The organism is Pseudomonas sp. GW821-FHT09C08 (assembly GCF_059418125.1).
This window is the reverse complement of the sequence record NZ_JBWKPG010000003.1, coordinates 259,579-286,072: the sequence shown is the minus strand read 5'-3', so window position 1 is coordinate 286,072 and position 26,494 is coordinate 259,579. Positions and strand designations below refer to the sequence as shown.

The 26,494-nt window shown below is 64.6% G+C and carries 20 protein-coding genes; 7 read left to right on the top strand and 13 right to left on the bottom strand.

All coding sequences use genetic code 11. The annotated features are described in order from the left end of the window. Positions 1-94: 94 nt before the first annotated feature. The 3 genes from AC07OJ_RS12290 to AC07OJ_RS12280 all read left to right on the top strand — a co-directional run bounded on the left by AC07OJ_RS12290 (position 95) and on the right by AC07OJ_RS12280 (position 4,629). Positions 95-1,015, top strand: coding sequence for a hydrogen peroxide-inducible genes activator (locus AC07OJ_RS12290; RefSeq protein WP_065902501.1), 921 nt, complete (start codon positions 95-97; stop codon positions 1,013-1,015). 8 nt (positions 1,016-1,023) lie between these two features. Beyond that, positions 1,024-3,099, top strand: a complete 2,076-nt coding sequence (gene recG / locus AC07OJ_RS12285; protein ID WP_262133612.1) for an ATP-dependent DNA helicase RecG — start codon at positions 1,024-1,026, stop codon at positions 3,097-3,099. Between the two features lie 129 nt (positions 3,100-3,228). Then, positions 3,229-4,629: an aminoacyl-tRNA deacylase and HDOD domain-containing protein gene (locus tag AC07OJ_RS12280; protein ID WP_065902502.1), complete on the top strand. Its 1,401-nt coding sequence runs from the start codon at positions 3,229-3,231 to the stop codon at positions 4,627-4,629. Positions 4,630-4,807: 178 nt separating this feature from the next. On the opposite strand, the gene AC07OJ_RS12275 is transcribed toward AC07OJ_RS12280, so the two are convergent. The 13 genes from AC07OJ_RS12275 to tagH form a co-directional block, all read right to left on the bottom strand. Continuing rightward, positions 4,808-5,188, bottom strand: coding sequence for a helicase (locus tag AC07OJ_RS12275; protein WP_065902893.1), 381 nt, complete (start codon positions 5,186-5,188; stop codon positions 4,808-4,810). Between the two features lie 124 nt (positions 5,189-5,312). Further along, positions 5,313-6,236 carry a type VI secretion system-associated lipoprotein TagQ gene (tagQ, locus tag AC07OJ_RS12270; RefSeq protein WP_065902504.1) on the bottom strand — a complete coding sequence of 308 codons (924 nt, stop codon included), beginning with the start codon at positions 6,234-6,236 and terminating at the stop codon, positions 5,313-5,315. An 84-nt stretch (positions 6,237-6,320) separates the two neighbouring features. Next, positions 6,321-8,033, bottom strand: coding sequence for an SUMF1/EgtB/PvdO family nonheme iron enzyme (locus AC07OJ_RS12265; RefSeq protein ID WP_065902506.1), 1,713 nt, complete (start codon positions 8,031-8,033; stop codon positions 6,321-6,323). Then, entirely contained in the window at positions 8,026-9,210 is a 1,185-nt protein-coding gene (locus tag AC07OJ_RS12260; RefSeq protein ID WP_495094600.1) for an FtsX-like permease family protein, read from the bottom strand. The genes AC07OJ_RS12265 and AC07OJ_RS12260 overlap by 8 nt, the downstream gene beginning before the upstream one ends. Next, positions 9,210-9,914, bottom strand: coding sequence for an ABC transporter ATP-binding protein (locus AC07OJ_RS12255; RefSeq protein ID WP_315413980.1), 705 nt, complete (start codon positions 9,912-9,914; stop codon positions 9,210-9,212). The genes AC07OJ_RS12260 and AC07OJ_RS12255 overlap by 1 nt, the downstream gene beginning before the upstream one ends. Then, positions 9,914-12,904 (bottom strand): serine/threonine-protein kinase, encoded by a 2,991-nt coding sequence (locus AC07OJ_RS12250; RefSeq protein ID WP_213551333.1) that lies wholly within the window; start codon positions 12,902-12,904, stop codon positions 9,914-9,916. Before AC07OJ_RS12250 ends, AC07OJ_RS12255 begins: the two co-directional genes overlap by 1 nt. After that, complete coding sequence (locus AC07OJ_RS12245; RefSeq protein ID WP_065902515.1) at positions 12,901-13,620, bottom strand: PP2C family protein-serine/threonine phosphatase; 720 nt, start codon at positions 13,618-13,620, stop codon at positions 12,901-12,903. Before AC07OJ_RS12245 ends, AC07OJ_RS12250 begins: the two co-directional genes overlap by 4 nt. Then, entirely contained in the window at positions 13,621-14,274 is a 654-nt protein-coding gene (tagF, locus tag AC07OJ_RS12240; RefSeq protein WP_065902517.1) for a type VI secretion system-associated protein TagF, read from the bottom strand. Next, entirely contained in the window at positions 14,271-17,771 is a 3,501-nt protein-coding gene (gene tssM, locus AC07OJ_RS12235) for a type VI secretion system membrane subunit TssM (RefSeq protein WP_495094599.1), read from the bottom strand. Before tssM ends, tagF begins: the two co-directional genes overlap by 4 nt. Next, positions 17,768-19,057, bottom strand: coding sequence for a DotU family type VI secretion system protein (locus AC07OJ_RS12230; protein ID WP_065902521.1), 1,290 nt, complete (start codon positions 19,055-19,057; stop codon positions 17,768-17,770). Before AC07OJ_RS12230 ends, tssM begins: the two co-directional genes overlap by 4 nt. Positions 19,058-19,063: 6 nt before the next feature. Further along, positions 19,064-20,398 (bottom strand): type VI secretion system baseplate subunit TssK, encoded by a 1,335-nt coding sequence (gene tssK / locus AC07OJ_RS12225; protein WP_495094598.1) that lies wholly within the window; start codon positions 20,396-20,398, stop codon positions 19,064-19,066. A gap of 16 nt (positions 20,399-20,414) precedes the next feature. Continuing rightward, positions 20,415-20,924 carry a type VI secretion system lipoprotein TssJ gene (gene tssJ, locus AC07OJ_RS12220; protein WP_213551336.1) on the bottom strand — a complete coding sequence of 170 codons (510 nt, stop codon included), beginning with the start codon at positions 20,922-20,924 and terminating at the stop codon, positions 20,415-20,417. Between the two features lie 51 nt (positions 20,925-20,975). Beyond that, positions 20,976-22,304, bottom strand: coding sequence for a type VI secretion system-associated FHA domain protein TagH (tagH, locus tag AC07OJ_RS12215; protein ID WP_495094597.1), 1,329 nt, complete (start codon positions 22,302-22,304; stop codon positions 20,976-20,978). Between the two features lie 395 nt (positions 22,305-22,699). On the opposite strand from tagH, the gene tssA reads away from it, so the two are divergent. The 4 genes from tssA to AC07OJ_RS12195 all read left to right on the top strand — a co-directional run bounded on the left by tssA (position 22,700) and on the right by AC07OJ_RS12195 (position 26,452). Then, positions 22,700-23,719 (top strand): type VI secretion system protein TssA, encoded by a 1,020-nt coding sequence (gene tssA / locus AC07OJ_RS12210; protein ID WP_495094596.1) that lies wholly within the window; start codon positions 22,700-22,702, stop codon positions 23,717-23,719. A gap of 54 nt (positions 23,720-23,773) precedes the next feature. Then, positions 23,774-24,280 carry a type VI secretion system contractile sheath small subunit gene (gene tssB, locus AC07OJ_RS12205; protein WP_010207547.1) on the top strand — a complete coding sequence of 169 codons (507 nt, stop codon included), beginning with the start codon at positions 23,774-23,776 and terminating at the stop codon, positions 24,278-24,280. A gap of 2 nt (positions 24,281-24,282) precedes the next feature. Further along, entirely contained in the window at positions 24,283-25,779 is a 1,497-nt protein-coding gene (gene tssC / locus AC07OJ_RS12200; RefSeq protein WP_032884437.1) for a type VI secretion system contractile sheath large subunit, read from the top strand. A 184-nt stretch (positions 25,780-25,963) separates the two neighbouring features. Continuing rightward, positions 25,964-26,452, top strand: coding sequence for an Hcp family type VI secretion system effector (locus AC07OJ_RS12195; protein ID WP_005792512.1), 489 nt, complete (start codon positions 25,964-25,966; stop codon positions 26,450-26,452). Positions 26,453-26,494: the final 42 nt, after the last annotated feature.

Sequence of the window (26,494 nt, the reverse complement as noted above, 5' to 3'; positions counted from 1 at the left end):
CACACTCCCCGCTCAATCCCCACCAAAGTTCTGATAACGTGCGTCTATCGATTGCAGCCGGTATGCTTGGCTCGCAACCTCATGGACGCCCGCTATGACTCTTACAGAATTACGCTACATCGTTACCCTCGCCCAAGAGCAGCACTTCGGCCATGCGGCCGAGCGTTGCCACGTCAGCCAGCCGACGCTGTCGGTGGGCGTGAAAAAGCTTGAAGACGAACTCGGTGTGCTGATTTTCGAGCGCAGCAAGAGCGCCGTGCGCCTCACCCCGGTGGGCGAAGGCATCGTGGCCCAGGCCCAGAAGGTGCTGGAGCAAGCGCAAAGCATTCGCGAACTGGCCCAGGCCGGCAAGAACCAGCTGACCGCACCGCTGAAAGTCGGCGCCATCTACACGGTCGGCCCGTACCTGTTCCCGCACCTGATCCCGCAACTGCATCGCGTCGCGCCGCAGATGCCGCTGTATATCGAAGAAAACTTCACCCACATCCTGCGCGACAAGCTGCGCAACGGTGAACTGGACGCGATCATCATCGCCCTGCCGTTCAATGAAGCGGATGTGTTGACCCTGCCGCTCTACGACGAGCCGTTCTACGTGCTGATGCCGGCCTCCCACCCGTGGACGAAAAAAGACACCATCGACGCCGGCCTGCTCAACGACAAGAGCCTGCTGCTGCTCGGCGAAGGCCACTGCTTCCGCGACCAGGTCCTGGAAGCCTGCCCGACCCTGACCAAAGGCAACGACGGCGCCAAGCACACCACTGTGGAATCCAGCTCCCTGGAAACCATCCGCCACATGGTCGCCTCCGGCCTGGGCATTTCGATCCTGCCGCTGTCGGCGGTGGACAGCCATCACTACGCCCCCGGCGTGATCGAAGTACGCCCACTGACGCCACCGGTGCCGTTTCGTACCGTGGCGATCGCCTGGCGCGCGAGCTTCCCGCGGCCCAAGGCCATTGAGATCCTCGCGGACTCGATCCGCCTGTGCTCGGTGGCCAAGCCGCCTGCTGCGAGCTGATTAACGGTATGACTGAGCTGTCGCAGGTGTCGGTGACGGCACTCAAGGGTGTCGGTGAGGCCATGGCTGAAAAGCTGGCCAAGGTCGGCCTGGAAAACCTCCAGGACGTGCTGTTCCACCTGCCCCTGCGTTACCAGGATCGTACCCGCGTGGTGCCGATTGGCCATTTGCGCCCTGGGCAGGACGCGGTAGTCGAGGGCACCGTCAGCGGCGCCGACGTGGTGATGGGCAAGCGCCGCAGTCTGGTCGTGCGCCTGCAGGACGGCACCGGCGGCTTGAGCCTGCGCTTCTACCATTTCAGCAACGCCCAGAAAGAAGGCCTCAAGCGCGGCACCCGCGTGCGCTGCTACGGTGAAGCTCGTCCCGGCGCGTCCGGCCTGGAGATCTACCACCCGGAATACCGTGCCATCACCGGCGACGAGCCGCCGCCGGTGGACACCACGCTCACCCCGATCTACCCGCTGACCGAAGGTCTGACCCAACAGCGTCTGCGCCAGCTGTGCATGCAAACCCTGACCCTGCTCGGCCCCAAGAGCCTGCCCGACTGGCTGCCTCTGGAGCTGGCCCGCGACTACCAACTGGCGCCGCTGGACGATGCGATTCGCTACCTGCATCACCCGCCGGCCGACGCCGACGTCGACGAGTTGGCCCTCGGTCATCATTGGGCCCAGCACCGCCTGGCCTTCGAAGAATTGCTGACCCACCAACTGTCCCAGCAGCGCCTGCGCGAAAGCATGCGTTCGTTGCGCGCGCCAGCCATGCCCAAGGCCACGCGCCTGCCTGCGCAATACCTGGCCAACCTCGGCTTTGCGCCGACCGGTGCCCAGCAGCGCGTGGGCAATGAAATCGCCTACGACCTGAGCCAGAAAGAACCCATGCTGCGCCTGATCCAGGGCGACGTGGGCGCAGGCAAGACCGTGGTCGCGGCCCTCGCGGCCCTGCAAGCCCTGGAGGCCGGCTACCAAGTGGCGCTGATGGCGCCCACCGAGATTCTCGCCGAACAGCACTTCATCACGTTCAAGCGCTGGCTCGAACCCCTGGGCCTGGAAGTGGCCTGGCTGGCTGGCAAGCTCAAGGGCAAGAACCGCGCAGCAGCGCTGGAGCAAATCGCCGGCGGCGCGCCCATGGTGGTGGGCACGCACGCGCTGTTCCAGGACGAAGTGCGATTCAAGAACCTGGCCTTGGTGATCATCGACGAACAGCACCGCTTCGGCGTGCAACAACGCCTGGCGCTGCGCCAGAAAGGCGTGGGCGGACGCATGAGCCCGCACCAGTTGATCATGACCGCCACCCCGATCCCGCGCACCCTGGCCATGAGCGCTTACGCCGACCTCGACACGTCGATCCTCGACGAACTGCCCCCCGGCCGTACCCCGGTCAACACCGTGCTGGTCACCGACACCCGCCGCGTCGAAGTCATCGAGCGCGTGCGTGGAGCCTGCGCCGAGGGCCGCCAGGCCTATTGGGTGTGCACGCTGATCGAGGAGTCCGAGGAGCTGACCTGCCAGGCCGCCGAAACCACCTATGAAGACCTCACCAGCGCCTTGGGCGAACTCAAGGTCGGGCTGATCCACGGCCGCATGAAACCCGTGGAAAAGGCCGCGGTGATGGCCGAGTTCAAGGCGGGCAACCTGCAACTGTTGGTCGCCACGACCGTCATTGAAGTCGGCGTGGACGTGCCCAATGCCAGCCTGATGATCATCGAAAACCCCGAACGCCTGGGCCTGGCGCAGCTGCACCAATTGCGCGGCCGCGTCGGCCGGGGCAGCGCGGCCAGCCACTGCGTGCTGCTCTACCACCCACCGCTGTCGCAGATCGGCCGTCAGCGCCTGGGCATCATGCGTGAAACCAACGACGGTTTTGTCATCGCCGAGAAAGACCTCGAACTGCGCGGCCCCGGCGAAATGCTCGGCACGCGCCAGACCGGCCTGCTGCAATTCAAGGTCGCCGACCTGATGCGCGACGCCGATCTGCTGCCCGCCGTACGCGATGCCGCGCAGGCGCTGCTCGAGCGCTGGCCGGACCACGTCAGCCCGCTGCTGGATCGCTGGTTGCGCCACGGCCAACAATACGGCCAGGTCTGACCCTCCCCGCCGGCGATAGCGCCAGAACGCCCGGCCCCTTCGCTAACCGCGTCACAAACCGCAGTTAGTCGACCAACATATGTATCAAGCTGGTTATACTTCGGTGACTGTAGGAAATTGGATCAGGCCATGTCAGAAGTTGCCCTCGCCACAGCCCCACTGACCGCCCCGCCGGTCATTCGGGCTCTGCTCGCTAAGCTCGCCGTCAGCTACACGGAAGTTGCCGACCAACCGGGCCTGAATCCTGCGCGAAAGGTCCAGGCCGTGCTGCTGGAAGATGCGGTGGGCGCACTGATGGTGCTGTTCCCGCAGAACCAGTTGCTCGATCTCAACCGCCTCGCCGAACTCACCGGGCGCCGCCTCACCGCCGTGTCGCCGGACCGCGTTGAACGCATGCTGGGCAAGCATGACCTGAGCCTGCTGCCGGGCCTGCCGCCACTCACCAGTTCGCCGTGCCTGTATGAAGGCAGCCTGCTCGACGAGCCGAGCCTGCTGGTGCATTCGGGCGAAGCCGGGCTGCTGCTGGAAATCACCAGCGACGCATTCAAGACGATGCTCACCAAGGCCAGCGCCGGCCACTTCGGCGAGCCGCTGAGTAATATTCGCCCCAACCTCGATCGCCCCAATGATGACCGCGAGGAAATCACCCAGGCGATGCAGGCGTTCACTGCCCGCCGGATCCAGCAGCGCCTGGAAGCGACCATCGAGATTCCACCGCTGGCCGATACCGCGCAGAAAATCATCAAGCTGCGGGTCGACCCCAACGCCACCATCGACGACATCACCGGTGTGGTGGAAACCGACCCGGCCTTGGCCGCGCAGGTAGTGAGCTGGGCCGCATCGCCGTACTACGCGTCGCCGGGCAAGATCCGTTCGGTGGAAGACGCCATCGTGCGCGTGCTGGGCTTTGACCTGGTGATCAACCTCGCGCTGGGCCTGGCCCTGGGCAAGACCCTGAGCCTGCCCAAGGACCATCCGCACCAGTCGACGCCGTACTGGCACCAGTCGATCTACACCGCCGCCGTGATCGAAGGCCTGACCCGCGCCATGCCGCGCGCCCAGCGCCCGGAAGCGGGCCTGACCTACCTGGCCGGCTTGCTGCACAACTTCGGCTACCTGTTGCTGGCCCACGTGTTCCCGCCGCACTTCTCGCTGATCTGCCGGCACCTGGAGGTCAACCCGCACCTGTGCCACAGCTATGTCGAACAGCACTTGCTGGGCATCAGCCGCGAGCAGATCGGCGCCTGGTTGATGCGCTACTGGGACATGCCGGACGAACTGTCCACCGCCCTGCGCTTCCAGCACGACCCGACCTACGACGGCCAATACGCCGAGTACCCGAACCTGGTGTGCCTGGCCGTGCGCCTGCTGCGTAGCCGTGGGATCGGCTCCGGGCCGGACGAGGCGATTCCGGACGCGCTGCTTGAGCGCCTGGGACTGACGCGCGACAAGGCTGAAGAAGTTGTAGGCAAGGTACTGGATGCCGAGGTGCTGTTGCGTGAGCTGGCTTCGCAGTTCAGCCAGGCCTAACCCTCAAGCGCAATTGTGGCGAGCGGGCTTGTCCCGCGTCGGGCCGCGAAGCGAGCCTAAAACCTGACACCCCACGCTTGATGAAATGACGCGGTGGCCTGAACAGGGGGCTGCTGCGCAGCCCAACGCGGGGCAAGCCCGCTCGCCACAAAAAGGATCGCCTGCCAAAAAGGTAGCTTCAGGTTTTCTTCTTTTTCTTCGGCTTCAAATACTTGGTCAGCCCCTGAAACCAGATCACCAGCGCCGGGTTGCCCTTGATCTGGATCGACTTGTCCTGAATCCCCGTCATGAACGCCAGTTGCTTGTTCTTCGCCTGCATCGTGGCGAAGCCATAGGCGGCATCCTTGAACGCGATGGCAAACGCCGGCGTCGGGTGAACACCCGAGTGGCTGGTAATGCGCTGGTCTTTGACGATGAAGTGACGGGCAACCTTGCCGTCCAGTGTCTGCAACTGGAACGCCAGGTCTTTGTCACCCAGCTGTTGCTGGAAGGCAGGATTGGTGCGGCTGGCTTTGCCCATCAGCAGGCCCAGCACCCACAGCAGAAGACGAAATTTCATGCACACGGCCTCGGTGTAATTATTGAGTGGCCGCAGCAGTGTAACGATTTGATCGAGGAACGCCACCGATCTCGCGCTTTAGACGGAGATCGGCTGGCGTTTAACGCTTATAGCAACATGTTGCTTAAACGTTAGGGCAAGGCACCGGCGCCCAGTCGGCCAGGTTTGGATCGCGGCAGGTGCCTTCGATCTGCGCCTTGCCGGCGCTGGCGACCTGCTTGCTTTCAGCTTGCTTGGCCTGCACGGTCTGGATGCTCTTCTCGGTGGTTACCGCTTCTTTAGGCACCACTGGCAGCGCAGGCTTCTTCGCTGGCTTCACGGCTTTCTTGCCTTTGGCCGGGGCCACGGGCGGCGTGGTGTCGGCGGTGGCCACGGTGACCACGTCGGCGCGCTGCACGCCTACCTGCTGCAGGTCTTGCTCGTAGGCCTGGGTGTAGTTGTTCAGGTCTTCGCTGGCTTTGCCGTTGACCGCGACGATCAGGTCATTGGACTCCTTCAGGCCCGCGACGATTTCTGCCAGGCGCTTGCGGCCTTCGGTGTCGTTGACGGTCTTGGCCTTGCGGTCGGCCACCAGCTTGGTGAACGCGCTCTGGTAGCACTGCTGGGACGCCTTGGCGTAGGCGGTGCTGCGGTCGATGTCGGAGGCGCTTTTGTTGAAGTCGGTGGAGTACGACGCGATGCGCTGGTTGTCATCGGTGATCTGCTTCTGACGCTCGGTGTAGTAACCCGCCGCGCCGCCGGCCAGGGCGCCGCCCGCTGCGCCGATCGCCGCGTTGCGGCCGCGCTTGTCGGAGTCGCCGGTCAAGGCGCCAAGCAGTGCACCGCCGGCCGCGCCGAGGGCGGCACCGGTGACGACCGACTTGGTCATGTCCGAATCGGTGGCGCGCAGGTGCTGCACCGGCTCGTAGCAGTTGGGGTAGTACTCGACCTTGGTGCTCGACGCGACCTTGGACGCCGGCGACGTGGCGCAGCCAGTCAGCACGGTACTGAAACCGGCCGCGATCAGCAGCAAGTGACGCTTGGAAACCGCCTTACGGGAAAAAAGCATAGATGTGTTCTCTTTTAAGTTTGACTTGCCCAGCACGGCCCACCGCCGCCTGAGTCCCTTCCAAGCTCGCCATACAGCCAACGATCAAGACCGCTGACCGCTCGCTGCGAGCAATTCCTTCAAGATCGTCGCCGGGTCGGCCCGCTGTTGCTTGCGGTAGTTGCCGACATGGCGGACGAACAGTGTTGCGCGCGTCACCAGGCTCTTGCCGAGCACGGGTTTGCGATCCAACTCTTCCTTGATTCGTTGAAACTGCGCCTGGATCACCGCATCGGTGTAGCGCGTGCCGGTGGCCAGGTTGTCGATGTAGATCGCCACCGCGCCGTCGAGGGCGCTGCGTCCGTTGTCGATGGCGGTGGCGAACAGCTGCGCGCTGGCCTCGTCCTTGTTGTCCAGGGCCTGCTGGCGACTCTTCTGCAGGTTGGCCAGGCGGATGTTGTAGTTACTGATGGTCTCGGCCACCAACGCGGCCGACTGGATCAGGTTGCCCGCCGCCTCTTCGCGTTGCTGGGCGATCAGCGAGACATTGCGCTTGAGCTCTTCGTTGACCAGCCCCAGCTCGGCCTGCAGCTTGGGGTCGGCGCTGGCGGCGATGATGCTGTCCAGGCGCTTGGTAGGGTCCTGGGCATCGTCGATGGCGTCGGTCAGCGCGGCCAGGCGGCCCTCTTTCTGCCACTGCGCGAACAGTTCCTTGTAGCGCGAGCGCGGCGCCGACAAGGCCCCCATCGCCACGCGAAACCCCGTGGTTTCGTTGCTCTGCTCGGTGCCATCGGCAGCGAACAGCGGGTATTCGCGACGCATGCCGGTAAACAGCGTGCCCTCACCTTCCAGGTAGTTGCCGCCCTTGACCACAAAGCCGCCGTAGGTGCCCTGGCGACGCCCGGCGTGCACCAGTTGGAAAGACTCCTGGACCATTTCCGCGGCGTTGCCGATCACATCGAACATACCGATCGGGTTGGGCAATTTGGTGCCGATGGGCATCAGCCGCGCCGCCTGCCCGGTACCACCGGCGACCTGGTTGAAGACTGCGTAATCACCTAGCGGGCCGTCGCTGTCACTGCCGTCAGTGCGGCGCGGGAACAGGCGCCCTTCCAGGTCCTGGCGGCTCACCGCGTGGCCGCCGCGCGCGGCGAATTCCCATTCCACTTCGGTGGGCAGGCGCACAAACCCCAGGCCGCCGTCATCCGCCGACGAACCGCGCCCGCTGACCGGCAGCAAGTCACGGTGGTATTTCATCAACCAGGCGCTGTACACCGCCGAGAAGCGCTCGGCCTCAAAGCGCGAGAGCTTGACCTTGGGCAAACGCCCGGCCATGCCGCTGGGAACATCGCAGGCCGGCGCCGGCTCGCCGCTGGCCAGCGACTGCGCCTGGGACATCACCTGGGCGTACTGACGGGCAGTCACTTCGTACTTGCCGATGAAGTAGAGCATGGGCTTGAGCGGGGTCTTGGCGTCGGTCTTCGGCATCAGTGGCGCGATGACTTTGTTCCACTCCTTCGGCAGGTCCTTGAGGGTGAACTGGCCGTTGATGAAGTCGCGGCGGTAACCGGAAATAAACGACTGCTGGTAGCCGGCCTCACCTTCGGCAAAGGGGTAGCCGAGGCTGATCTCGCGATCGTCCAGGGTGCCCTGGGCCAGGACGTAGGCGTAGCGAAACAGCATATTGCCTTCGCACGGCAGCGGCAGGCTGACGTCGCCGGGCAACGGTTTGGGGTTGTCGAGCTTGTCGCTTGCCTCATCGGCCCAGGCCATCGAGGCCAGGCTCAGCGCCACACAGGCGCCCAGTAACTTATACATCTCTGATTCCTTCAGAAGCCTGGATACGCGCCACTCGCCAACCGCCACAGGCCGCCGCCACGGCGCTGACGCCAAGGACTGCAACCAGGGCCAGGGCGTAATGACGCGCCAGCAGGTGGCTGGCGTGTTCGCCCGGCACCTGCACGAATAATTGATTCAATCCCGCCTCGGCCAGTGCATACAGCCCGGCACTCAGCACGGCGGCAACACCTGCGCTGTACAGCGCCTGCATCACCACAAACAGCAACAGCGCGCCGGTGGAAAAGCCCAGCAGGCGCAGCACCGACAACTCCCGACGCTTGCGCGCCACCGCAGCCAACGCCCCGGCGAAGATCGCTGCGAACGCCCCCGCCAACGCCAACCCGGCGATGATCCAGAACACAATCGACAGGTTGCGGCTCAACGACTGCACCTGGGCGATGGTGTGCGCCTGGGTCGACACCAGCAGGTTCTGCCCGGCGAAATACACCCGCAGCGGCTCCACGTCGACCAGGCTGCGCGCATACAAGCGAAACGCCGGGTACACGCGCTGCTCGCTCACACCCACGGCTTCACCGTCCCAACCCAATGCCGGTACGGCGCGGCCATCGCGGTAATCCTCGGCCGCTTCCAGCAAACTCAAATCAGCAAACAACCCGTCGCGTGCAAAGGCTTCCAGCGGCACTACCGCCAGCACCTGCAGGCGTGTGCGCCGGGCCTCGACGCGCCCCGCCACTTGCCGTGCAAAGCTGGTTTCCAGCCAATCGCCTGGCCGCGCCGCGAGCTTTTCGGCGGCGGTGTGGCTCAGCACGATCTGATCCAGCCCGTGCGGCATCGGCACGCCCGCCAGCAACGGATCGCCCGACGCTGTCGGCAGCATTTCCAGGGTCAGCGTGCCCACTTGCACGGTGGCTGCAATCTGCCGTGTACGTGGCAGTGCAAACGCCACATCCGGGCGCTGGCCCAGTTGCTCGACAAATGCGCTGCTGAATCGACCACCGCCCAACGGAATAATTTCACGGGTCGCGGGGTCGGTCTCCAAACGTTCGGTCAAACTGCTAACCAGTCCAAATTTCAGGCCGAATAACACCAGCAACGGCGCGATCACGGCGACCAGTGCCAGCACCGAGCAGGCCGACAGCCACGCGTCGTTGCGGTAATCCTGCCAAGCCAGGGAGGCCACCAGAGGGATGCGCATCAGCTCGCCTCCCCGAGCGTCGCGGTGACACCGCCGTCGGTGTCGCGACGACAACTGATGCGCCGCACCTGCAAGCCGCTGGCACGCGCCAGGGCCTCGTCATGGGTGGCAATCACGCAGGCGGCGCGATGCTCGCGAGCCTGGGCCAGCAGCGCGTGCATCACGCGCTCGGCGTTCAGCGGGTCAAGCGAGGCAGTCGGCTCGTCCGCCAGCACCAGCTGCGGCGCATGGGCCAGCGCGCGGGCGCAGCTCACACGCTGGCGTTGCCCCACCGACAGCGCTGCCGGCTTCTTCATCAACTGATCGCTGATTTCCAACTGCGCCGCCAGGCGCGCCACGCTGCCGTCATCCTTCAGGCCCAGCAGTTGCCGCGACAGCGCGATATTGCTGCGCACATCCAGAAACCCCAGCAGCCCGCCGGTTTGCAGCACGTAACCCAGGTGCCTGCTGCGCAGCTCGGCCAGGGTGGATTGCTGATCGGCGCGCCACAACCCGGCAATATCCTGCTGATGGAAGTCAAACTGACCGACTTGATCCGGCGCCAATACCAGCGCGAGCAAATCCAGCAAGGTGCTTTTGCCACAGCCGCTCGGACCGACGATTGCCACTTGCTCACCGGCACGCAGCGCCAGCGCCGGAATCACCAGGCTGTAACGTTGGCTACCGACACCCCGGCTCTTGTGCACCGCGCTCAGGTTCAGCATCAAGGCAGCGTCGACAGCGGCACGCGGTACAACGCATCGCCCGGCTCGGCATCGCCGAAACGGACCCAGTTGGCCACGTCATTGTGGAAGGTTTCGTACAGACGGATTTTCGAGTCCAGCTCGTCGATAAAGTCTTCCTGCTCGGCCACGCTCAACGACAACCACAAGTCCTGGGTCATGTTCAGCGACTTGCTGCGGTACGGCAGGCCTTCCAGGTATTCGCCGAGAATGCCGCCGTCGGCCAGGTTGCCGCCCTTGCGCAGGGCTTGCGGGTCGCGGCTCATATAAGCCGAGGCGCTGGCAATTTCCTGGAAGAAATCCTTGGGCGAGGTCTGGGTCTTGCGCGCCGCGTCGACAATCAGTTTCAGCGACTGCTGCAGGTCATTGAGCTGCAACTTGGTCAGCATCACACACACTTGGAACGCCGGCAGCGCCGGGTTGGTCAGGTCGCGGTCGGCGGTCCAGGCGCTGACCAGCTGCGGCGCCTGGCTCGCGGTTTTGCGCCCGAGGAAATCCATGTGCATCGCGTAGCCGACCGCCGCCGATTTGTCCGCCAGGCTCGGTGCACTGCTCAACTGCGGCACCGGCTGCGGCGTATTGCTGCGCACCTGGTGGACAAGGTTGGCGAACACCGTGCCGATCTCGTCGACACGCTCACCCAACTTGCGCACATCGCCACCCGGCACCGCCGTGTACAGATCGGCGATCTGCGGGTTGGCGTCGGCCGTGAGGATGCGGTACTGGCTCTCGGCACCGGCGTGGGTTTTCTTGCCGGCGTCGGTGCGCAGGTGCAGCGCATAGATCTTGATCTGCTTGCCCAGCGCAGCCTGGCGCACTTCGGCTTCGTTCATCTGGGTGGCCGCAAAAGGGTCGTTCTTGCGCAGCGCGCCGGCATCGGTCACCAGCAGGATGATGCGACCGCCATAGCCGGACCAGTCCATGCCGTCCACGGCCTGCATCACGCCGGCGAACGCGTCCTCGTTGAACGAGTGGCTGGACACGGTGGACGCCTTGACCTGGCGCGCCATGTCGAGAAAACGCTGCGGGTCGCGGCCCTGATCGAGGGTGATCAGGGTCTTGGCCACGTATTCCAGGCCAGGGGTTTTCTTGATGCTGCTGCGAAAACCGACCATGCCGAAGCTGACACTGTCCAACTCGCCACGCTCGGCGATGCGGGTTTGCAGCTCGTGCACCACATCGCGGATCTGGTCGATATAGGGCTGCATGGACACGGTGGTATCGACCACCAGCACCACAGCGGTACGGAAGGCGTCCGCGTTGGCATTCAGCACCGGCGTGGCCGGTTTGGCGGGTTTTGCGGCGGCGGTGCCGGGGTCGATGGAGGCCACGTTGAGCAACTGCACCGGCTGGCCGTTTTCGTCGAAACTCTCTTTGGAATCGAAGATCGGCAGCAGGTAGAACTGGTTCTGCGGCACTGCACTGGCGGTCGGTTCAAGGGCCAGCACCTGGCCGTTGTCGTCGCTGTTTTTCTGCGCCTTGGCCAACGCGCCCTTGGCGGCGGCGGGGTCGGCCAGCAGTTTCTCGACTTCGCTGGACTGGCGCAGGAACATCACCGGCGCCCGGCCCGAGCGCTCGGTGAACTTGAGCACCAGGCTCTGTTTCCAGTCACTCACTTGCGCGGCCGGCAACCAGCCATCGCTGCGGCCATCGGTGGCGGCGCCGACGCGGACCCACGGGCTGCCATCGACGTCCTTGCGCTGATAAACGTAGAGCACGGAAAACGCCGGCAGTCCTTCGCCTGGCGCGCCACCGGCATCATGCGAGAGCTTGGCGCCCGGCTTGCTGAGCACGCGCTGGAACAAGGTCTTCTTGCCGGCCATCAAGAGCGGGCGCTGCCCGCCGTCCACCTCGGCCACTGCCGGTGTCGCCTCGGCCGGCGGCGCCTTGGGCAGCACGGCAGCCGGCGGCTTGGCGGGCTCATCGTTGCCACTCAGCCACCAGTAGCTCGCGCCACCAATGGCCAACGCGACTGCCACGGCCACGGCGGCCAATGCCAACACCGGCCCACGGCGCTGCTCGGACACGGCGTTGTGCTGGGTCGGCGTCACCACCGGCTGACGCACCGGCTGCGGCTGGGGTTTATCGGTCGGGATGTCGATGGTGACCGGTGTCATGCCCGCCAGATCGAAGCTCAGCGGGATCGGCAACGGCCGCACCAGGGTGGCTTCCAACGACTCCGCTGGCAGGTTGTCCAGCGCTGCCAGCAACGCCGCCGCATCCGGGAAACGCTCCGCCGGATCCTTGGCCAACAGCTTGCGCAGCACGTCCTGATAACGCCCGTGGTGCACCGGCAGCTCCGGCAAAGGCTCGGTCAGGTGCGCCAGCGCCGTGGACAGCGCATCGGTGCCGTTGTACGGCAGCTTGCCGACGAGGATTTCGTACAACACCACGCCCAACGCATACAGGTCGGCGCGGCCATCGATCTCCTGGCCCCGCGCCTGCTCCGGGCTCATGTAGCTCGGCGTGCCCACGGCAAACCCGGCCTGGGTGAACTGGGTGCGGTCGTCCAGGGACTTGGCGATGCCGAAGTCCGACAGTACCGCCGTGCCATCGGCGCGAAACAGAATGTTCGCCGGCTTGACGTCGCGGTGCACCAGGCCCTGGGCATGCGCATAGCCAAGTGCCGAGGCGATCTGGCGAATCAGTGTCACGCCCTGCTCCGGCGTCAGGCCGGCGGCGATGCGCTCTTTCAGCGTGCCGTTGGGCAGGTATTCCATGGCCATGTAATACAGCTCACCGACATTGCCGATGTCATGGATGGTCACTGTGTGCGGGTGCGACAAACGCGCCAGGGTCTTGCCCTCGCGCAGGAAGCGTTCGCAGAAGCTCGGGTCGGCCGCCAGTGCCGCCGCCATCACCTTCAACGCGACCTTGCGCTCCAGCGAACGCTGGGTCGCCAGGTACACGCTGGCCATGGCGCCTTCGCCGATTTCGCCTTCGATGTCATAGCCGGGAATCAGGATGTTCATGCCGATACCTTCACGACGATGGCGGTGATGTTGTCCGGCGCACCCCGGTTAAGCCCCAGGTGCACCAGGCTGCGCACGATTTCATCCGGCGCGTCGTGGCTGAGCACTTCGCGGATTTCATGGTCTTCGACGGTTTTGTTCAGGCCGTCGCTGCACAACAGGTAGCTGTCGCCAGGGGCGATCAGCAGGTCGATCACCGCCAGTTCCAACTGGGCTTCCACGCCAATCGCACGGGTGACAATGTTGGCGCGTGGGTGCACACGGGCGTCGGCTTCGCTGAGCAGGCCGCTGTCTTGCAGGTCCTGGACGTAGCTGTGGTCGCGGGAGATGCCTTCGAGCACGCCGTCGCGCAGGCGGTACAGGCGACTGTCGCCCGCCCACAGGCACACGCCGCGCAAGCCGCGCGCGGCCAGCACGACCACGGTGCTGCCCATCATCGTCACGCCACGGTTGGCGGTTTCTTCACGCACGGCCGCGTTGATGCGGATCAGGTCATTGCGCAGCGCCGCCGAGTATTCGTCGAGGGAACGCCCCACAGGGAGACTGCGCAGGCTGTCGACGATCAGGCTGCTGACGTAGTCCCCCGCCGCATGCCCGCCCATGCCATCGGCGACCACCCACAGGCGATTCTCCGGCAGGTCCAGGCACGCGTCTTCGTTGACCTGGCGGACCATGCCCACATGGCTTTTGCTCGCGGATTTGTACGTCGACCCCATCTACACCACACCTTCTTGTCCGAGCAAAAACTGCGCAAAATCGCCGGTGGCAGGCAGGCCCTGACACCGCAATAAACCAGGGGAAATCGTCTGCGAACCACGGCCCCACCACAGGCTCGCACCGTCGCAGGCCTGTTCGGCGAGCGCATTCATGCGCTGCTCGGGCTCGCTGGCCGCCACGCGTTGCAGGCCGGCGAAACGACTGTCCACCGCGCGCAATGTGCTTGCCGGCACGCCCAGGCTGTCGAGGCCAGCATTGAAGCTTTCGAACGAGGCGCCGGCATCCAGGGTGCTGAGCAACAGCTCTTCGGCGTGCTCGAACCAGGTGTCCGGCCCGCCCACCAGCGAGGCAGGATTGGTGTCGTGATCCAGCAAGGCCACCACCGCCAGCGGGAAATAGCGCCCGACCCGGTCGATGCTCGGCATCACCACGCCCGCCGCCGCGTCCGGCCCGCACACGCCCGGCGCCAGTACAAAGCGCCACAGCGGGCTGACCAGGTACACATTGAGCCAGTCGGCGCCGAGGCTGTGCTGGCTGGCGAGCAGACCCGCCGCCAGCCAGCTGTCCCACGGGCCGATAAAGCTCTGCGGCAAGGCGCGGCTGACAAAGTCACCGCGGCTGGCCAGCTTGCCGTAGAAACCCAGGGTCGTCATAGCCGCTCCGGCAGGCTGAAGCCACTGAGCACACGGCTCTTGAACGGGTTGAAAGCGCTGTTGGCGCGCAGTTCGTAGGCAATGCTCGCGCCGTCGACCCGCAGGCGCAGGTTGAAGCGATCCGGCGAGTTGCCGGCGGTCAGGTCCGATTGCTCCAGCAGGCGGAACCATGCCCACGGCCCGTCCAACGTCACCCCGGAACGCCCGCTGGCCGACGGCGGCATGATCGAAATACGCACCACGCCAATGCTGCCGGGGTTCGGCCATTGCATCGCCACCGGCCGGCTCGGGCCATGGTCGTAACTCAATTGCTGGCCGTCGAGGTCAAGCAGGAACTGAGTGATGGTCGGGTCCATCGACACCGGCTTGAGTTCGAACCGCACGATCGGCTGGGTGCCGCCGGCGCGGAAGAACGCATCGCGAATCGTCGCGGCGCGCTGGAAGGTCTGCAGCACGCCCGGCGCAATGCCGAGCTTCTGCGCCGCGCCCGGCTGCCAGCGCCAGGTCTGCGCGGAGGTGTCCACGTACGGCTGCAGGTATTTGCGGAAGTAGTTGTCCATCACCCCGCCCACGCCGAAGAACTGGCCGAAGTCATCCAGGGTGGCATCCCGCACGCTGCCCGGCGCCATCGGGTAGCGCCCGGCCAGGGACTGGCGATACACGTTGACCACTTCGCTGACCCAGGCTGCGTTCAGCTGGTTGCGCACGCCGCCCATCATGCTGTTGGTGGTGGAATTGACCACCGACTTGACCATGCCCTGCACCAGCGGCGGTTGGCGTTCGGCATTCAGGCTGACCCGCGTGGCTGCCGCCGCTGCCTGGTTCTTCGCCTCGCCGAGCAAGGCATCACCGCTGGCGCCGACCATGGCGCTGACCTGCACATACAGCGCGTTCATGTCCGCCAGCAAACCGTCGATAGCTGCCGGCTCGCCTTCGTTCTTGCTGACGATGCTGTTGAGTTCGGCAAAGTGCGCGGTCACCGGATCGTCTGCCGCCTGCGGTGCATTGGCGACAGGTTGCTCCTGGCCGAGCAGGCTGCCGAGACGCTCCTTGAGCTTGTCGACGCCGCCTTCCACCGGTACGCCCTTGGCCGCCAGCTGGCGCTCTTCCGCTTGCAGATCGGTTTCCCTGGCCACCGCCACCAGCAGTTTTTTCAGCGGCGAGGTCGGGCCGGAAATCACCCGCAGCACGTCGGCGGCCTGGGCCACGCTGGTGATCGGCACAAAGTCGATATCGGCGAGCAAGGCATCCCACTGGCGCTGGTAATCCTGGAAATACAGGCGCCGCACATCGGCGGCCAGGCTCACCACGTTTTGCTGGTCGGCCTGCTCATGGCCGAGCACCCATTGCTCCTCGGCCAGGGTGCCGGTCTGATTCAGGCTGCTCAGCAGAAACGCCTGGCGATAGCCCTTGGCGGTGAAGAACCCACTCAACGGCTCGCCCAGCGGCTTGCCGCTCTTGCGGCTGAACACCAGCGCCGCGTCACGCCCAGCGGCTTCGTTGAGGCGAAAGTCCGGGATGCCTTCGGGCAGCTTCTGACGCTTGACCCGGTCGTAGACGCGCTGCGCCACCGGCAGTTGCTGCAGCTGGCGACGCAGGTCGTCGATCAGGCGCGGGTCGAGCCGCGCGCTCGGCGGATGGCGTTCGAACAGGGCCTGCAAGTGCCCGGTCAAGGCCTGGCGCTGGTCGGCCGGCAAGTCGCGCGGCAGGTTGCGATCCCAGTCCAGGGCGATCCAGGCTTTGATGAAGTCCGGGTCGTAGTGCTCGGTGTCGGCGAGCATCAGGTAAGCCTTGAGCCCCTCGTAGAGGAAGTCCGAATTGCCGCCGCCGTGCAGTTGCTCTTCGATGCGCGTCACCAGGCGTGGCGCGAAGACGGCGATCAACAGCTTGCGATAGACGCTGGCGGACTCGGCTTCAAGCATGTCGCCCTGATACAGGCCCAACCCTTCGGACCAGCTCGGCGAGTCGCCCGCCAGGTTTTTAACCGCGTTGAGCAGCGGCAGCACCGCGAGCACATCACGCTGCGCCGGGCTGAGGTTCTGCACGGTCTGGCCGAGCGGCGCGACCTTCTGGTCGACCTGGGCGATATACGCCTGGTTGGCGCGATAGCTCACCCACCACAGGCCGCTGACCACCACCACCAACGCCACGGTGGCCGCGAGCACGCCGCGCGCGATCCACTTGCGTCGGCGCTCGACCTTAGGGTTCACCCCCACCAGCCCGCGCTCGGCGAAGGCCACGGCGGTGAAGAGTTTTTCGATGAAGTAACTGCGCCCGGTGCCACTCTGGCGCGCCAGGTGCTGGCGGTCCAGGTTCATGCTCTGGGCCATGGCGCCGATCAGGCGGTCGATCGGGCTGCCTTCCTGGGTGCCGCTGGTGAAGTACACGCCGCGCAGCAGCACGCGCTCTTCAAAGGCATTGGGCTTGAACACGCCCTCAAGAAAGCTTTGCAGGCAATCCTTCAAGGCGCCGAACTGCTGCGGGAAGCCATAGATCAGGTCGCGCCGCGCCGGGTCGCGTTCCTGTTGCAGGCGTTCGACCAGGCGCTCGTTGAGGCGCTGCTCCAGGCCGGCGAATTCGCTTTGCAAGTGCGCCAGCGGGCTGTCGCTGTTCTTGCCGTCATCGAGGGCAAAGGTCATGCCCCACACCTGGGCGCGCTCTTCCTTGCTCAGGTTGTCGAAGAATTCCATGAAGCCCGGCACCAGGTCGAGCTTGGTCAGCATCAGGTAGATCGGGAAGCGCACGCCCAGTTGGGTGTACAGCTCCTGGATCCGCAGGCGAATCGCGGCGGCGTGGGCAGCGCGTTCCTCGTCACTGCCCAGCAGCAGGTCCGACAGGCTGATGGCGATGAAGGCGCCATCGATCGGGCGGCGCGAACGCTGCTTTTTCAGCAGGTCGAGAAAGCCCAGCCACGCAGCCTTGTCCACCGTGGAGTTGCTGTCCTGGGTGGTGTAGCGGCCGGCGGTGTCGAGCAAAACGGCCTGGTCGGTAAACCACCAGTCACAGTTGCGCGTACCACCGACACCGCGCACCGCTCCGGCGCCCAACTGGGCGGCGAGCGGAAAGTGCAGCCCGGAATTGACCAGCGCAGTGGTCTTGCCCGAACCCGGCGGGCCGATGATCACGTACCACGGCAGCTCGTAAAGGTTGCGCCGCTCATCACCGCCCAGCTTGGCCTTTTTCAGCAGCGCCAGGGCTTCGTCCATGCGCTGGCGCAGGGTGGTGAGTTCTTCGGCGGTGGCCACGCTGTTGGGGTCGGCCGGGGTTTCCGCCGCCAGGCTGCGCATCACTTCGGCGGCCTGGCGCCGGGCCTGGAGGATGCGGAACACGCGGTAGGCGATCCACAGCGCAAACACCAGGATGATCAGCGCCCAGCGTCGTCCTTCGGGCACCAGCACGTCGAGCAATGGCCCGACAAACCAGATGATCAGGCTCAGGGCGATCAGGCCCAGGACGGGGATCACCCAGCGAATCATGAAACTGAAAAACGCCTTCACTCGACGCCCTCCGCCAATACGGTGATTTCAACCCGACGATTGCGGGCACGGCCTTCGGCAGTGGCGTTGGTCGCCACCGGCTCGGTGTCGCTTCTGCCTTCGGCACTGAAGCGATCGGCCTGGCCGGTCTTGGCTGCCAGGATCTCCAGCACCGACTTGGCGCGTGCTTCGGACAGCGCCCAGTTCGATGGGAAGCGCAGCGTGGCAATCGGGCGGTTGTCGCTGTGCCCGGTCACGCGCACCTGGCCCTTGACCTTGCGGATGGCGTCAGCAATGCGCAGCATCAGCGGCTGGTAGTCATCGACAATGCTGGAGCTGGCGGAGGCGAACAGTTCATCGCCGCGGATCGTCACCACGGAACGGTCGACCGCATCCTCCACCGCAACGCGACCGGCCTTGATGTCTTCCACCAGGAAACCCGCCAGGCGCGGCCGTTCGATGACTTTGGGCTGCGCCACCGGACGGTCGATGGCCTGCACCGGGATTTCGCCCAGGGCATGGATATTCTTGAACACCGGCTCGGCGTCCGCGGCCAGCTTCATGCGCAAACCAAACAGCAGCGCCAGCAGCAGCGCCAGGCCGATGGCCACGGCGATCCACGGCGGCATGAACTGCGCCAACCGGTCGCGCGCCACCGTCACGCCGCGCCAATGCGGCGACAGCTCGCGCTCGTGCTCGCCACGCGCACTGCGAATGGCAGCGGCGGTGCGTTCGCGCAGGGCTTCCAACTGGCTGCGACCGTCGTTCATCACGCGGTAGCGACCTTCGAAACCCAGGCACATGCACAGGTACAACAGCTCCAACAGGTACAGGCGTTCCCGTGGGCTTTGCAGGCAGTGGTCGAGCAGCTGGAAGACCTTTTCGCCGCCCCAGGCTTCGTTGTGCACAGTGATCAGCAGGCTCTGCTTGCCCCAGTCGCTGGTGCTGCCCCACGGCGTGCTCAGCACTGCTTCGTCAAGGGCGGTGCACAGCGCGTAGCGCGCCAGCAGCACTTCGTTGCGCGCCACGCCGGCGGCTTCGGCACGTTCTTCGAACTGGCGCAGGTAGGCCAGCAATTGCGCGCGCAGGCTGGCCGGCGCCGGATGGGCGATGGTGCTGCGCAGGCGCGTGAGCAGTGCCAGCAGCGGGCCGGCGGCGCTTTCAAGCGGGTTGAGGCCCTGGCTCTTGCCGGTCAGGATCGGCGCCGCCGGCATCGACAGCGGAGCCGGTTGTGCACGCACCGGCTCCGGCGCCCGGCCACCCGGGCGCGGCATGAACTGGGTGCGGTCATCGTCATTGGGATGCATCGCGGATTATCCTCGGATCGCCCAGAAGGCCAGGTTCAAGCCCGGGAATTGCCCGGCGATATGAAAGGCAAAACCACCGGAGTTGCTCAACTGCTGCCAGTGCTCGCTGCCACGGTCCAGCTCGTAGTAAGTGGAGCCTGCGTGGTACGGGATCTGGCGCGGCGCCACCGGCAGCGGCAGCAGGCCGATGCCCGGCAGTTGCAGGTTGACCAGGTCGCGGATGTGCTCCACCGAGCCGACCTTGCTCTGCTGGCCGAAGCGCCCGCGCAGGGTTTCGCCCGGCACATCGGCGCGCACCACGAGGATGAAACTGGCGCTGTCGAGCAGGGTTTTGTCCGCCAGCATCGCCACGTGGACGCCATAGGCTTTCTCCACAATCGGGATCGGCGTGGCCTTGCTGTCGATCAGCATCGACAGGGCCTCACGCAGGGCCGCCATCAGCGGGGTGAAACTCAGGGCCAGGTCGTCGTGCTGGTACTGCGGGTATTCCTGCGGACGTCGGCCGGCGGTGGAAAAGGTCGAGAACTCACCGGCCAGGCTCACCAGTTCGCTGAAGAAGCGCTCCGGGTGCAGTGGGCTCAATTGGCTGAAATGCTGGAGCAGCGGCTGCGCCCGGTTGACCAGTTGCAGCAGCATGAAATCGGCAATCTCCGAGGCGCCTCCCGCGCCCGAGGCGACCACGCGGCCGGCCAGGGCTTCGCCACGCTGGTGCAGCAGGCCGAGCAGCTCACTGCGAAACGCGGTCAGCGGTTTGCTCGCGGCCACATCGAGGACTGGCGGGATGTAGCTGTCATCGAGCACGAGTGCGCGGTCGGCACGTTTTTCCTTGATGCGCACCAGGCCGATGGCGGCGTAGTCGCTGATGCCATCCTGCGCGGTCAACAGACGCAAGGCGCGCGAACCGACGGCCACCGGTGCGCGGTTCTCGAACGGCGCGTTGTCGTCGCGCACTTCGCGCACCTGGCTCACATAGCGCGCAGCGCCCAAGTCTTCGCCGTCATCAACGGTGTCACGGGCGCCCGCGCGCTTGAGCGGCAAGGCCAGGTACACCAGGCCGTCGCGCAGGGAGTCATCGATATTCAGCGGGCTTGGCGCCAGGTCATCCTGGGGGATGTTGAACGGCGTGCCGTCGGGCAACAGGCCGCGCGCCGAGACGATCGCCAGCTTGCCCTGGGCCAGCAGGCCCTGGTCGATCAGCAGCTCGGAGAACCCCCAGGCGCCCACGGACAACGGGCGGCTGCGGGCGTCGATCAGGTTTTCCAGGTAACGGTCATGCTGCTGGAAGTGCTGCGTTCCGATGAACATGCCTTCCGACCAGACCACGCGATTGTTCCAGGACATGGGGGCTCCGATTGCGTTATTGGGCAGGGCTGGATGGGGCAACCACGACGTCGGCGCGCACCGCGCGCACATCGAGGCTGATCTGGTATTCGGTGTATTGGCGCGCTGGCACGTTGATCACCGTGCGCCACTGCGCGCGGTCCAACTCGCGATAGCCGACCAATAGCCCGATCTGGCGCGTGGACGGGTCGAGGTCGCGCTGGATGCTCAGTTGCTCGCCGGGCTGCACCATGACTTCATCCTGGTCCAGCAGGTCCAGGCCGAGGGTGGATTGCGCGCGGTCAGCCAGGGCGAAGTAATCGGAGCGCGCGAAGGTGGCGGCGTTTTTCAGTTCGAAGATGCGCACCCGTACCGGGGCGGCCTGGCCGTTGGCGCCGGGGTTGAGCCCGGCAATCGCGTGGAAGTGCAGCTCGACGGCGGCGGTGTCCGCTGGCGCCTCGGTGGCGGCGTCGGGTTTGGCGGCATCCTTGGCGCACGCCGTCAGCAGAAGCAGTGTGGCGACTGCGAATAAAAACCTGGGAATCATCCTGCGTCCTCAATGACGTACTTAGCTATCCGTTAATCCATGTGTTGCGGGTCAGCGACGCTGGCGTGCGCTGTGTTCCTCATAGGCTCGGCTGAATTCGCGGCCGAACAGGTCCTGGAAGTCTTCCTGGGCCTCGCGGGAAATGTTGCTGTAGAGCTCGGTGAATTGTTGCCAGTACTGGGCCTGGCGCGAGCCGTTGAAAAGACTCGAGAGACCGCCGGGCTTGCCCATGCGCTCTTCCAGCTGCGCCGGCTCGAAACGCCCGAGCAGGTGTTTGATCGCTGCTTCCACACCGGCCATCACCGCCAACTGGTGGGCGCGCAAGTCGTCGAAACTGTCGCGCACGGCAGCATCGGGCGCCATAAACGCCTGGTTGCCATGGCGAAGCAGCAGCAGTAACGCTTCGTCGGCATTCGGTGCGAATTTCAACGGATTGTTTTCAGCGGGCTGGATCATCGTCTGCTGCATGCGGAACTCGCCCTTGAGGCTGGCGCGGGCGCGCAGCACATCGATCAAGCCTTCGACCATCAGCCGATAGCTGCGGCCGATACTTTCCATCTGCGCGCAGGCATCGGCCCGGTCCAGGCGCAACTGGTCCAGGCCGGCACCGCGCAGGAAGGCTTGCAACAGATCCGGCTGTTGGCTGTCGGCCACCGGGAGCACGGGCTCGACCACGGGCGGCGGCGGGGTAATGGGCGCAGGCGGCGGTGACGGCGGAGGGGGCGGTGCGCTGACGACCGGTGCGGGCGTGTCGCCAAACAGGTCCCAATCTTCGGGAATGACCGAAATCGGCACCACGGGTTTCTCGACGACCACAGGGGTCGGGGGGCGGAAGTCATGCTGCTCGGACGGCACGTGGTCCGGTACCGTCGGGGGGGGTACGGCAGTGGGGCTGAGGAAGTCGAACAAGTCCGGCAGCGTGTCCATCGACGACGCCCCATGGAACTGCGGCGCAATCACCGGCGTCGGCGTGGGAGTGCTCACCACGGCGCCCATCAGCGCTTCAAAACTGTTCGGTGAATCCCCGGCAAACGGCTGGCTGTCGACCGCCTGCACATTGAAGTCGATACGCGCCTGGATCTCGTAATCGCCAATGCGGATCAACTCGCCATTTTGCAGGGGTTCGCTGTTACCCCGGCGCATCCGAATACCGGCGTTGACCAACTCCACGCCATTGGTGCTGTTATCGGTTAAATAATAACGGCCTTCTTTGTATTGAATAACGCAGTGTTGTGAAGACACCAGCCGCTCAGGGTCAGGCAACACCCAGTCATTGTCCGCGCTGCGGCCGATAGCCATCGAGCCCTGATTCATGGACTTTTCCGAGCATTGCCCAGGGGTGATCTTGTGATAACTAGTGATAGTCAAACACAGCGACATCTTGCCTCCTTGCTGATACTTCGCGCGCAGTCGATTCCCGGGCCGAGCGGTTCCCGGGAGATCCCCATCTGGTCGTGCAATCGACCGTCCACAACCTGCCGATACCAGCATGATCGCTGATCTTAACTGGGCTCCATGACAAAAATCCTGTCCCGATACGCCGTTCGACCCACCAGTCGTGCAGGTTGTTAAGCACCGCACATCTGTCACAGAGGGCGAATAGCTTACCTTGACAAGCCCTAAGTACTACACCAAAAATGCACAACTTCTTGAATACCAGTGATGGCACATTAGTGGCATCTTGCTTATATGACCAAGAAAACATGCAAAGTTCCTCGCGCAACTAATGCATGCATTGCCCGCCATCTAACGGGCTGATAGGGAGATCAATTTCAGTGGATGTGCCGTTGCTGCTCACCGCCGTTTCCGCAACTTCGCCGTGTGGCGAAGACATGGAATATGACGCGGACTTTCTCCAACTGGAGCGTGATGCCAAGGGCCAACCCGAGCGCAGCATGGGCGATTCGATTTTGCCCGCTGAACCGCCGGAATGGCGCAGCATCCAGCAGCAAAGCCTCGACTTGTTGCAGCGCAGCAAGGACCTGCGAATCACCCATTTCCTGTTGCAAAGCTCGCTCGCCCTGCAAGGCGTGGCCGGGCTCGCAGAAGTGCTCACGCTGATCAACGCGCTGCTGCGCGAATACTGGGCCGACCTGCACCCACGCCTGGATGCCGACGACGATAACGACCCCACGGTTCGCATCAACGCACTGTCCGGCCTGACCAGCGACGCGACCATTCGCCTGCTGCGCGAAAGCATTCTCACCCGCTCGCGCACCTTCGGCCCGGTCAGCCTGCGGGCCGCGCTGAACGCCAGCGGCCTGATGAATTTCCCCGATGAGCAGCTCGGCGCGCAGCAACTCAACGCCGCGTTCCTGGACAGCGACCCCGAGCAATTACAGGCCACCCGCGATGCCCTGAGCGCCGCGCGCGCCGCTTGCGAAGCCATCGAACAACAGGTCAGCGACCAGGTCGGTTCGGCCCAAGGCGTCGACCTCAGCCTGTTGAAGCAACCGCTCAAGCAGGCCCTGCAAATCCTCAACCAATTCGTACCGAACAGCGACACCCGCAGCGAACCCGAGGCCGTCAGTGACGACAATGCCCCCTCGGTCGACTTCGCTGCAGCCCCCGCAGCACCGCGCCCCACTGGCGATATCGCCAGCCGCGATGACGTGCTGCGCAGCCTCGACAAAATCCTTGCGTACTACACCCGGCACGAGCCTTCGAGCCCGCTGCCGGTGTTGTTGAACCGGGCCAAGAATCTGGTGCACGCCGACTTCGCGGCCATCGTGCGCAACCTGATTCCCGACGGCATGTCCCAATTTGAAAACCTGCGCGGTCCGGACGGCGAGTAAGCCGCCCGAGCGTGCAGTAACAACACCGTCGCTCAAGCGACCAGGAGCAGCAACGTGGCGAAGCAAAGTTCTCAGAAATTCATCGCGCGCAACCGCGCGCCTCGAGTGCAGATCGAGTACGACGTCGAGCTCTACGGCGCCGAGAAAAAGGTCCAGCTGCCCTTCGTGATGGGCGTGATGGCCGACCTCGCCGGCAAGCCTGCCGAGCCTCTGGCGCCCGTGGCCGACCGCAAGTTCCTTGAAGTCGATGTCGACAATTTCGACTCGCGCCTCAAGGCCATGCAGCCGCGCGTGGCATTCCACGTCCCCAACGAGCTGACCGGCGAAGGCAACCTGAGCCTGGACATCACCTTCGAAAGCATGGACGACTTCAGCCCGGCGGCCGTGGCCCGCAAGGTCGATTCGCTGAACCAGCTGCTCGAAGCCCGTACCCAGCTGGCCAACCTGCTGACCTACATGGACGGCAAGACTGGCGCTGAAGAAATCATCATGAAGGCGATCAAGGACCCGGCATTGCTCCAGGCACTTGCCAGCGCACCCAAGCCTGCAGGGGACCAATAATCATGACGGACAATACCGCCCGCGAAGGCTCCCAGATCCTGGGGGCTACCGAAGAAGCCAGCGAGTTCGCGAACCTGCTGCTGCAAGAATTCAAGCCCAAGACCGAGCGTGCCCGCGAAGCCGTGGAAACCGCCGTGCGCACCCTGGCCGAGCAGGCCCTGGCGCAAACCGACCTGGTGTCCAATGACGCGATCAAGTCGATCGAATCGATCATCGCCGCCATCGACGCCAAGCTCACCGCCCAGGTCAACCAGATCATCCACCACCAGGATTTCCAGCAGCTGGAAAGCGCCTGGCGTGGCCTGCACTACCTGGTCAACAACACCGAGAGCGATGAGCAGCTCAAGATCCGCGTGCTCAACATCTCCAAGCCGGACCTGCACAAGACCCTGAAGAAATTCAAGGGCACTGCCTGGGACCAGAGCCCGATCTTCAAGAAGATGTACGAAGAAGAATACGGCCAGTTCGGCGGCGAACCGTACGGTTGCCTGGTCGGCGACTACTACTTCGACCAATCGCCACCCGACGTCGAGCTGCTGGGCGAGCTGTCGAAAGTCTGCGCCGCCATGCACTCGCCGTTCATCGCTGCAGCGTCGCCGACCGTGATGGGCATGGGCTCGTGGCAGGAACTGTCGAACCCGCGCGACCTGACCAAGATCTTCACCACCCCGGAATACGCCGGCTGGCGCTCGCTGCGTGAATCGGAAGACTCGCGCTACATCGGCCTGACCATGCCGCGCTTCCTGGCGCGCCTGCCATATGGCGCCAAGACCGACCCGGTGGAAGCCTTCGCCTTCGAAGAAAACACCGACGGCGCCGACAGCTCCAAATACACCTGGGCCAACGCCGCCTACGCGATGGCCGTGAACATCAACCGCTCGTTCAAGCACTACGGCTGGTGCTCGCGCATCCGTGGCGTGGAGTCCGGCGGTGAAGTGGAAAACCTGCCGGCCCACACGTTCCCGACCGATGACGGTGGCGTGGACATGAAGTGCCCGACCGAAATCGCCATCAGCGACCGCCGCGAAGCGGAACTGGCGAAGAACGGTTTCATGCCGCTGCTGCACAAGAAAAACACCGACTTCGCCGCATTCATTGGCGCGCAGTCGCTGCAGAAACCGGCCGAATACGACGACCCGGACGCCACCGCCAACGCCAACCTGGCCGCACGCCTGCCGTACCTGTTCGCCACCTGCCGTTTCGCCCACTACTTGAAGTGCATCGTGCGCGACAAGATCGGCTCCTTCAAAGAGAAGGACGAGATGCAGCGCTGGTTGCAGGACTGGATCCTCAACTACGTCGACGGCGACCCGGCGCACTCCACCGAGACCACCAAGGCCCAGCACCCGTTGGCGGCAGCCGAAGTGATCGTGGAAGACGTCGAAGGCAACCCGGGGTACTACAACTCCAAGTTCTACCTGCGCCCGCACTACCAGCTTGAAGGGCTGACCGTGTCGCTGCGCCTGGTATCGAAGCTGCCTTCGGCGAAAAGCGCCTAAACATCGGATGAGCTAGCTCTTCTGTGGGAGCCGGGCTTGTGTGGGAGCGGGCTTGCTCGCGAATACGGTGGGTCAGTCGAAACATCTCAGGCTGATACACCGCTTTCGCGAGCAAGCCCGCTCCCACACAAGCGGGCTCCCACACAAACCAAATCGAGTGGCGCACGCCACACAGGGAGAAAACATGGCTGTTGATATTTTCATCAAGATCGGCGACATCAAGGGCGAGTCCATGGACAAGGCCCACAAGGACGAAATCGACGTGCTGAACTGGAGCTGGGGCATGGCCCAGTCCGGCAACATGCACGTGGGCGGTGGCGGCGGTGCGGGCAAGGTGAATATCCAGGACCTGTCGCTGACCAAGTACGTCGACAAGGCGTCGCCGAACCTGATGATGCACTGCGCCAGCGGCAAGCACATCGACAAGGTCAAGCTGACCGTGCGCAAGGCCGGTGGCGAGAGCCAGGTCGAGTACATGGTGATCAACCTGGAAGAAGTGCTGGTCACCTCGCTGAGCACCGGCGGTTCGGGCACCGATGACCGCCTGACCGAAAACGTCACCCTGAACTTCGCCCAAGTGATGGTCGACTACCAGCCGCAGAAAGCCGACGGCACCAAAGACGGCGGCGCGATCAAGTTTGGCTGGAATATCCGTTCCAACACCAAGCGCTGATAACCCTTGCGGCCGTGGCCCGGCGCCACGGCCCAAGGCTTT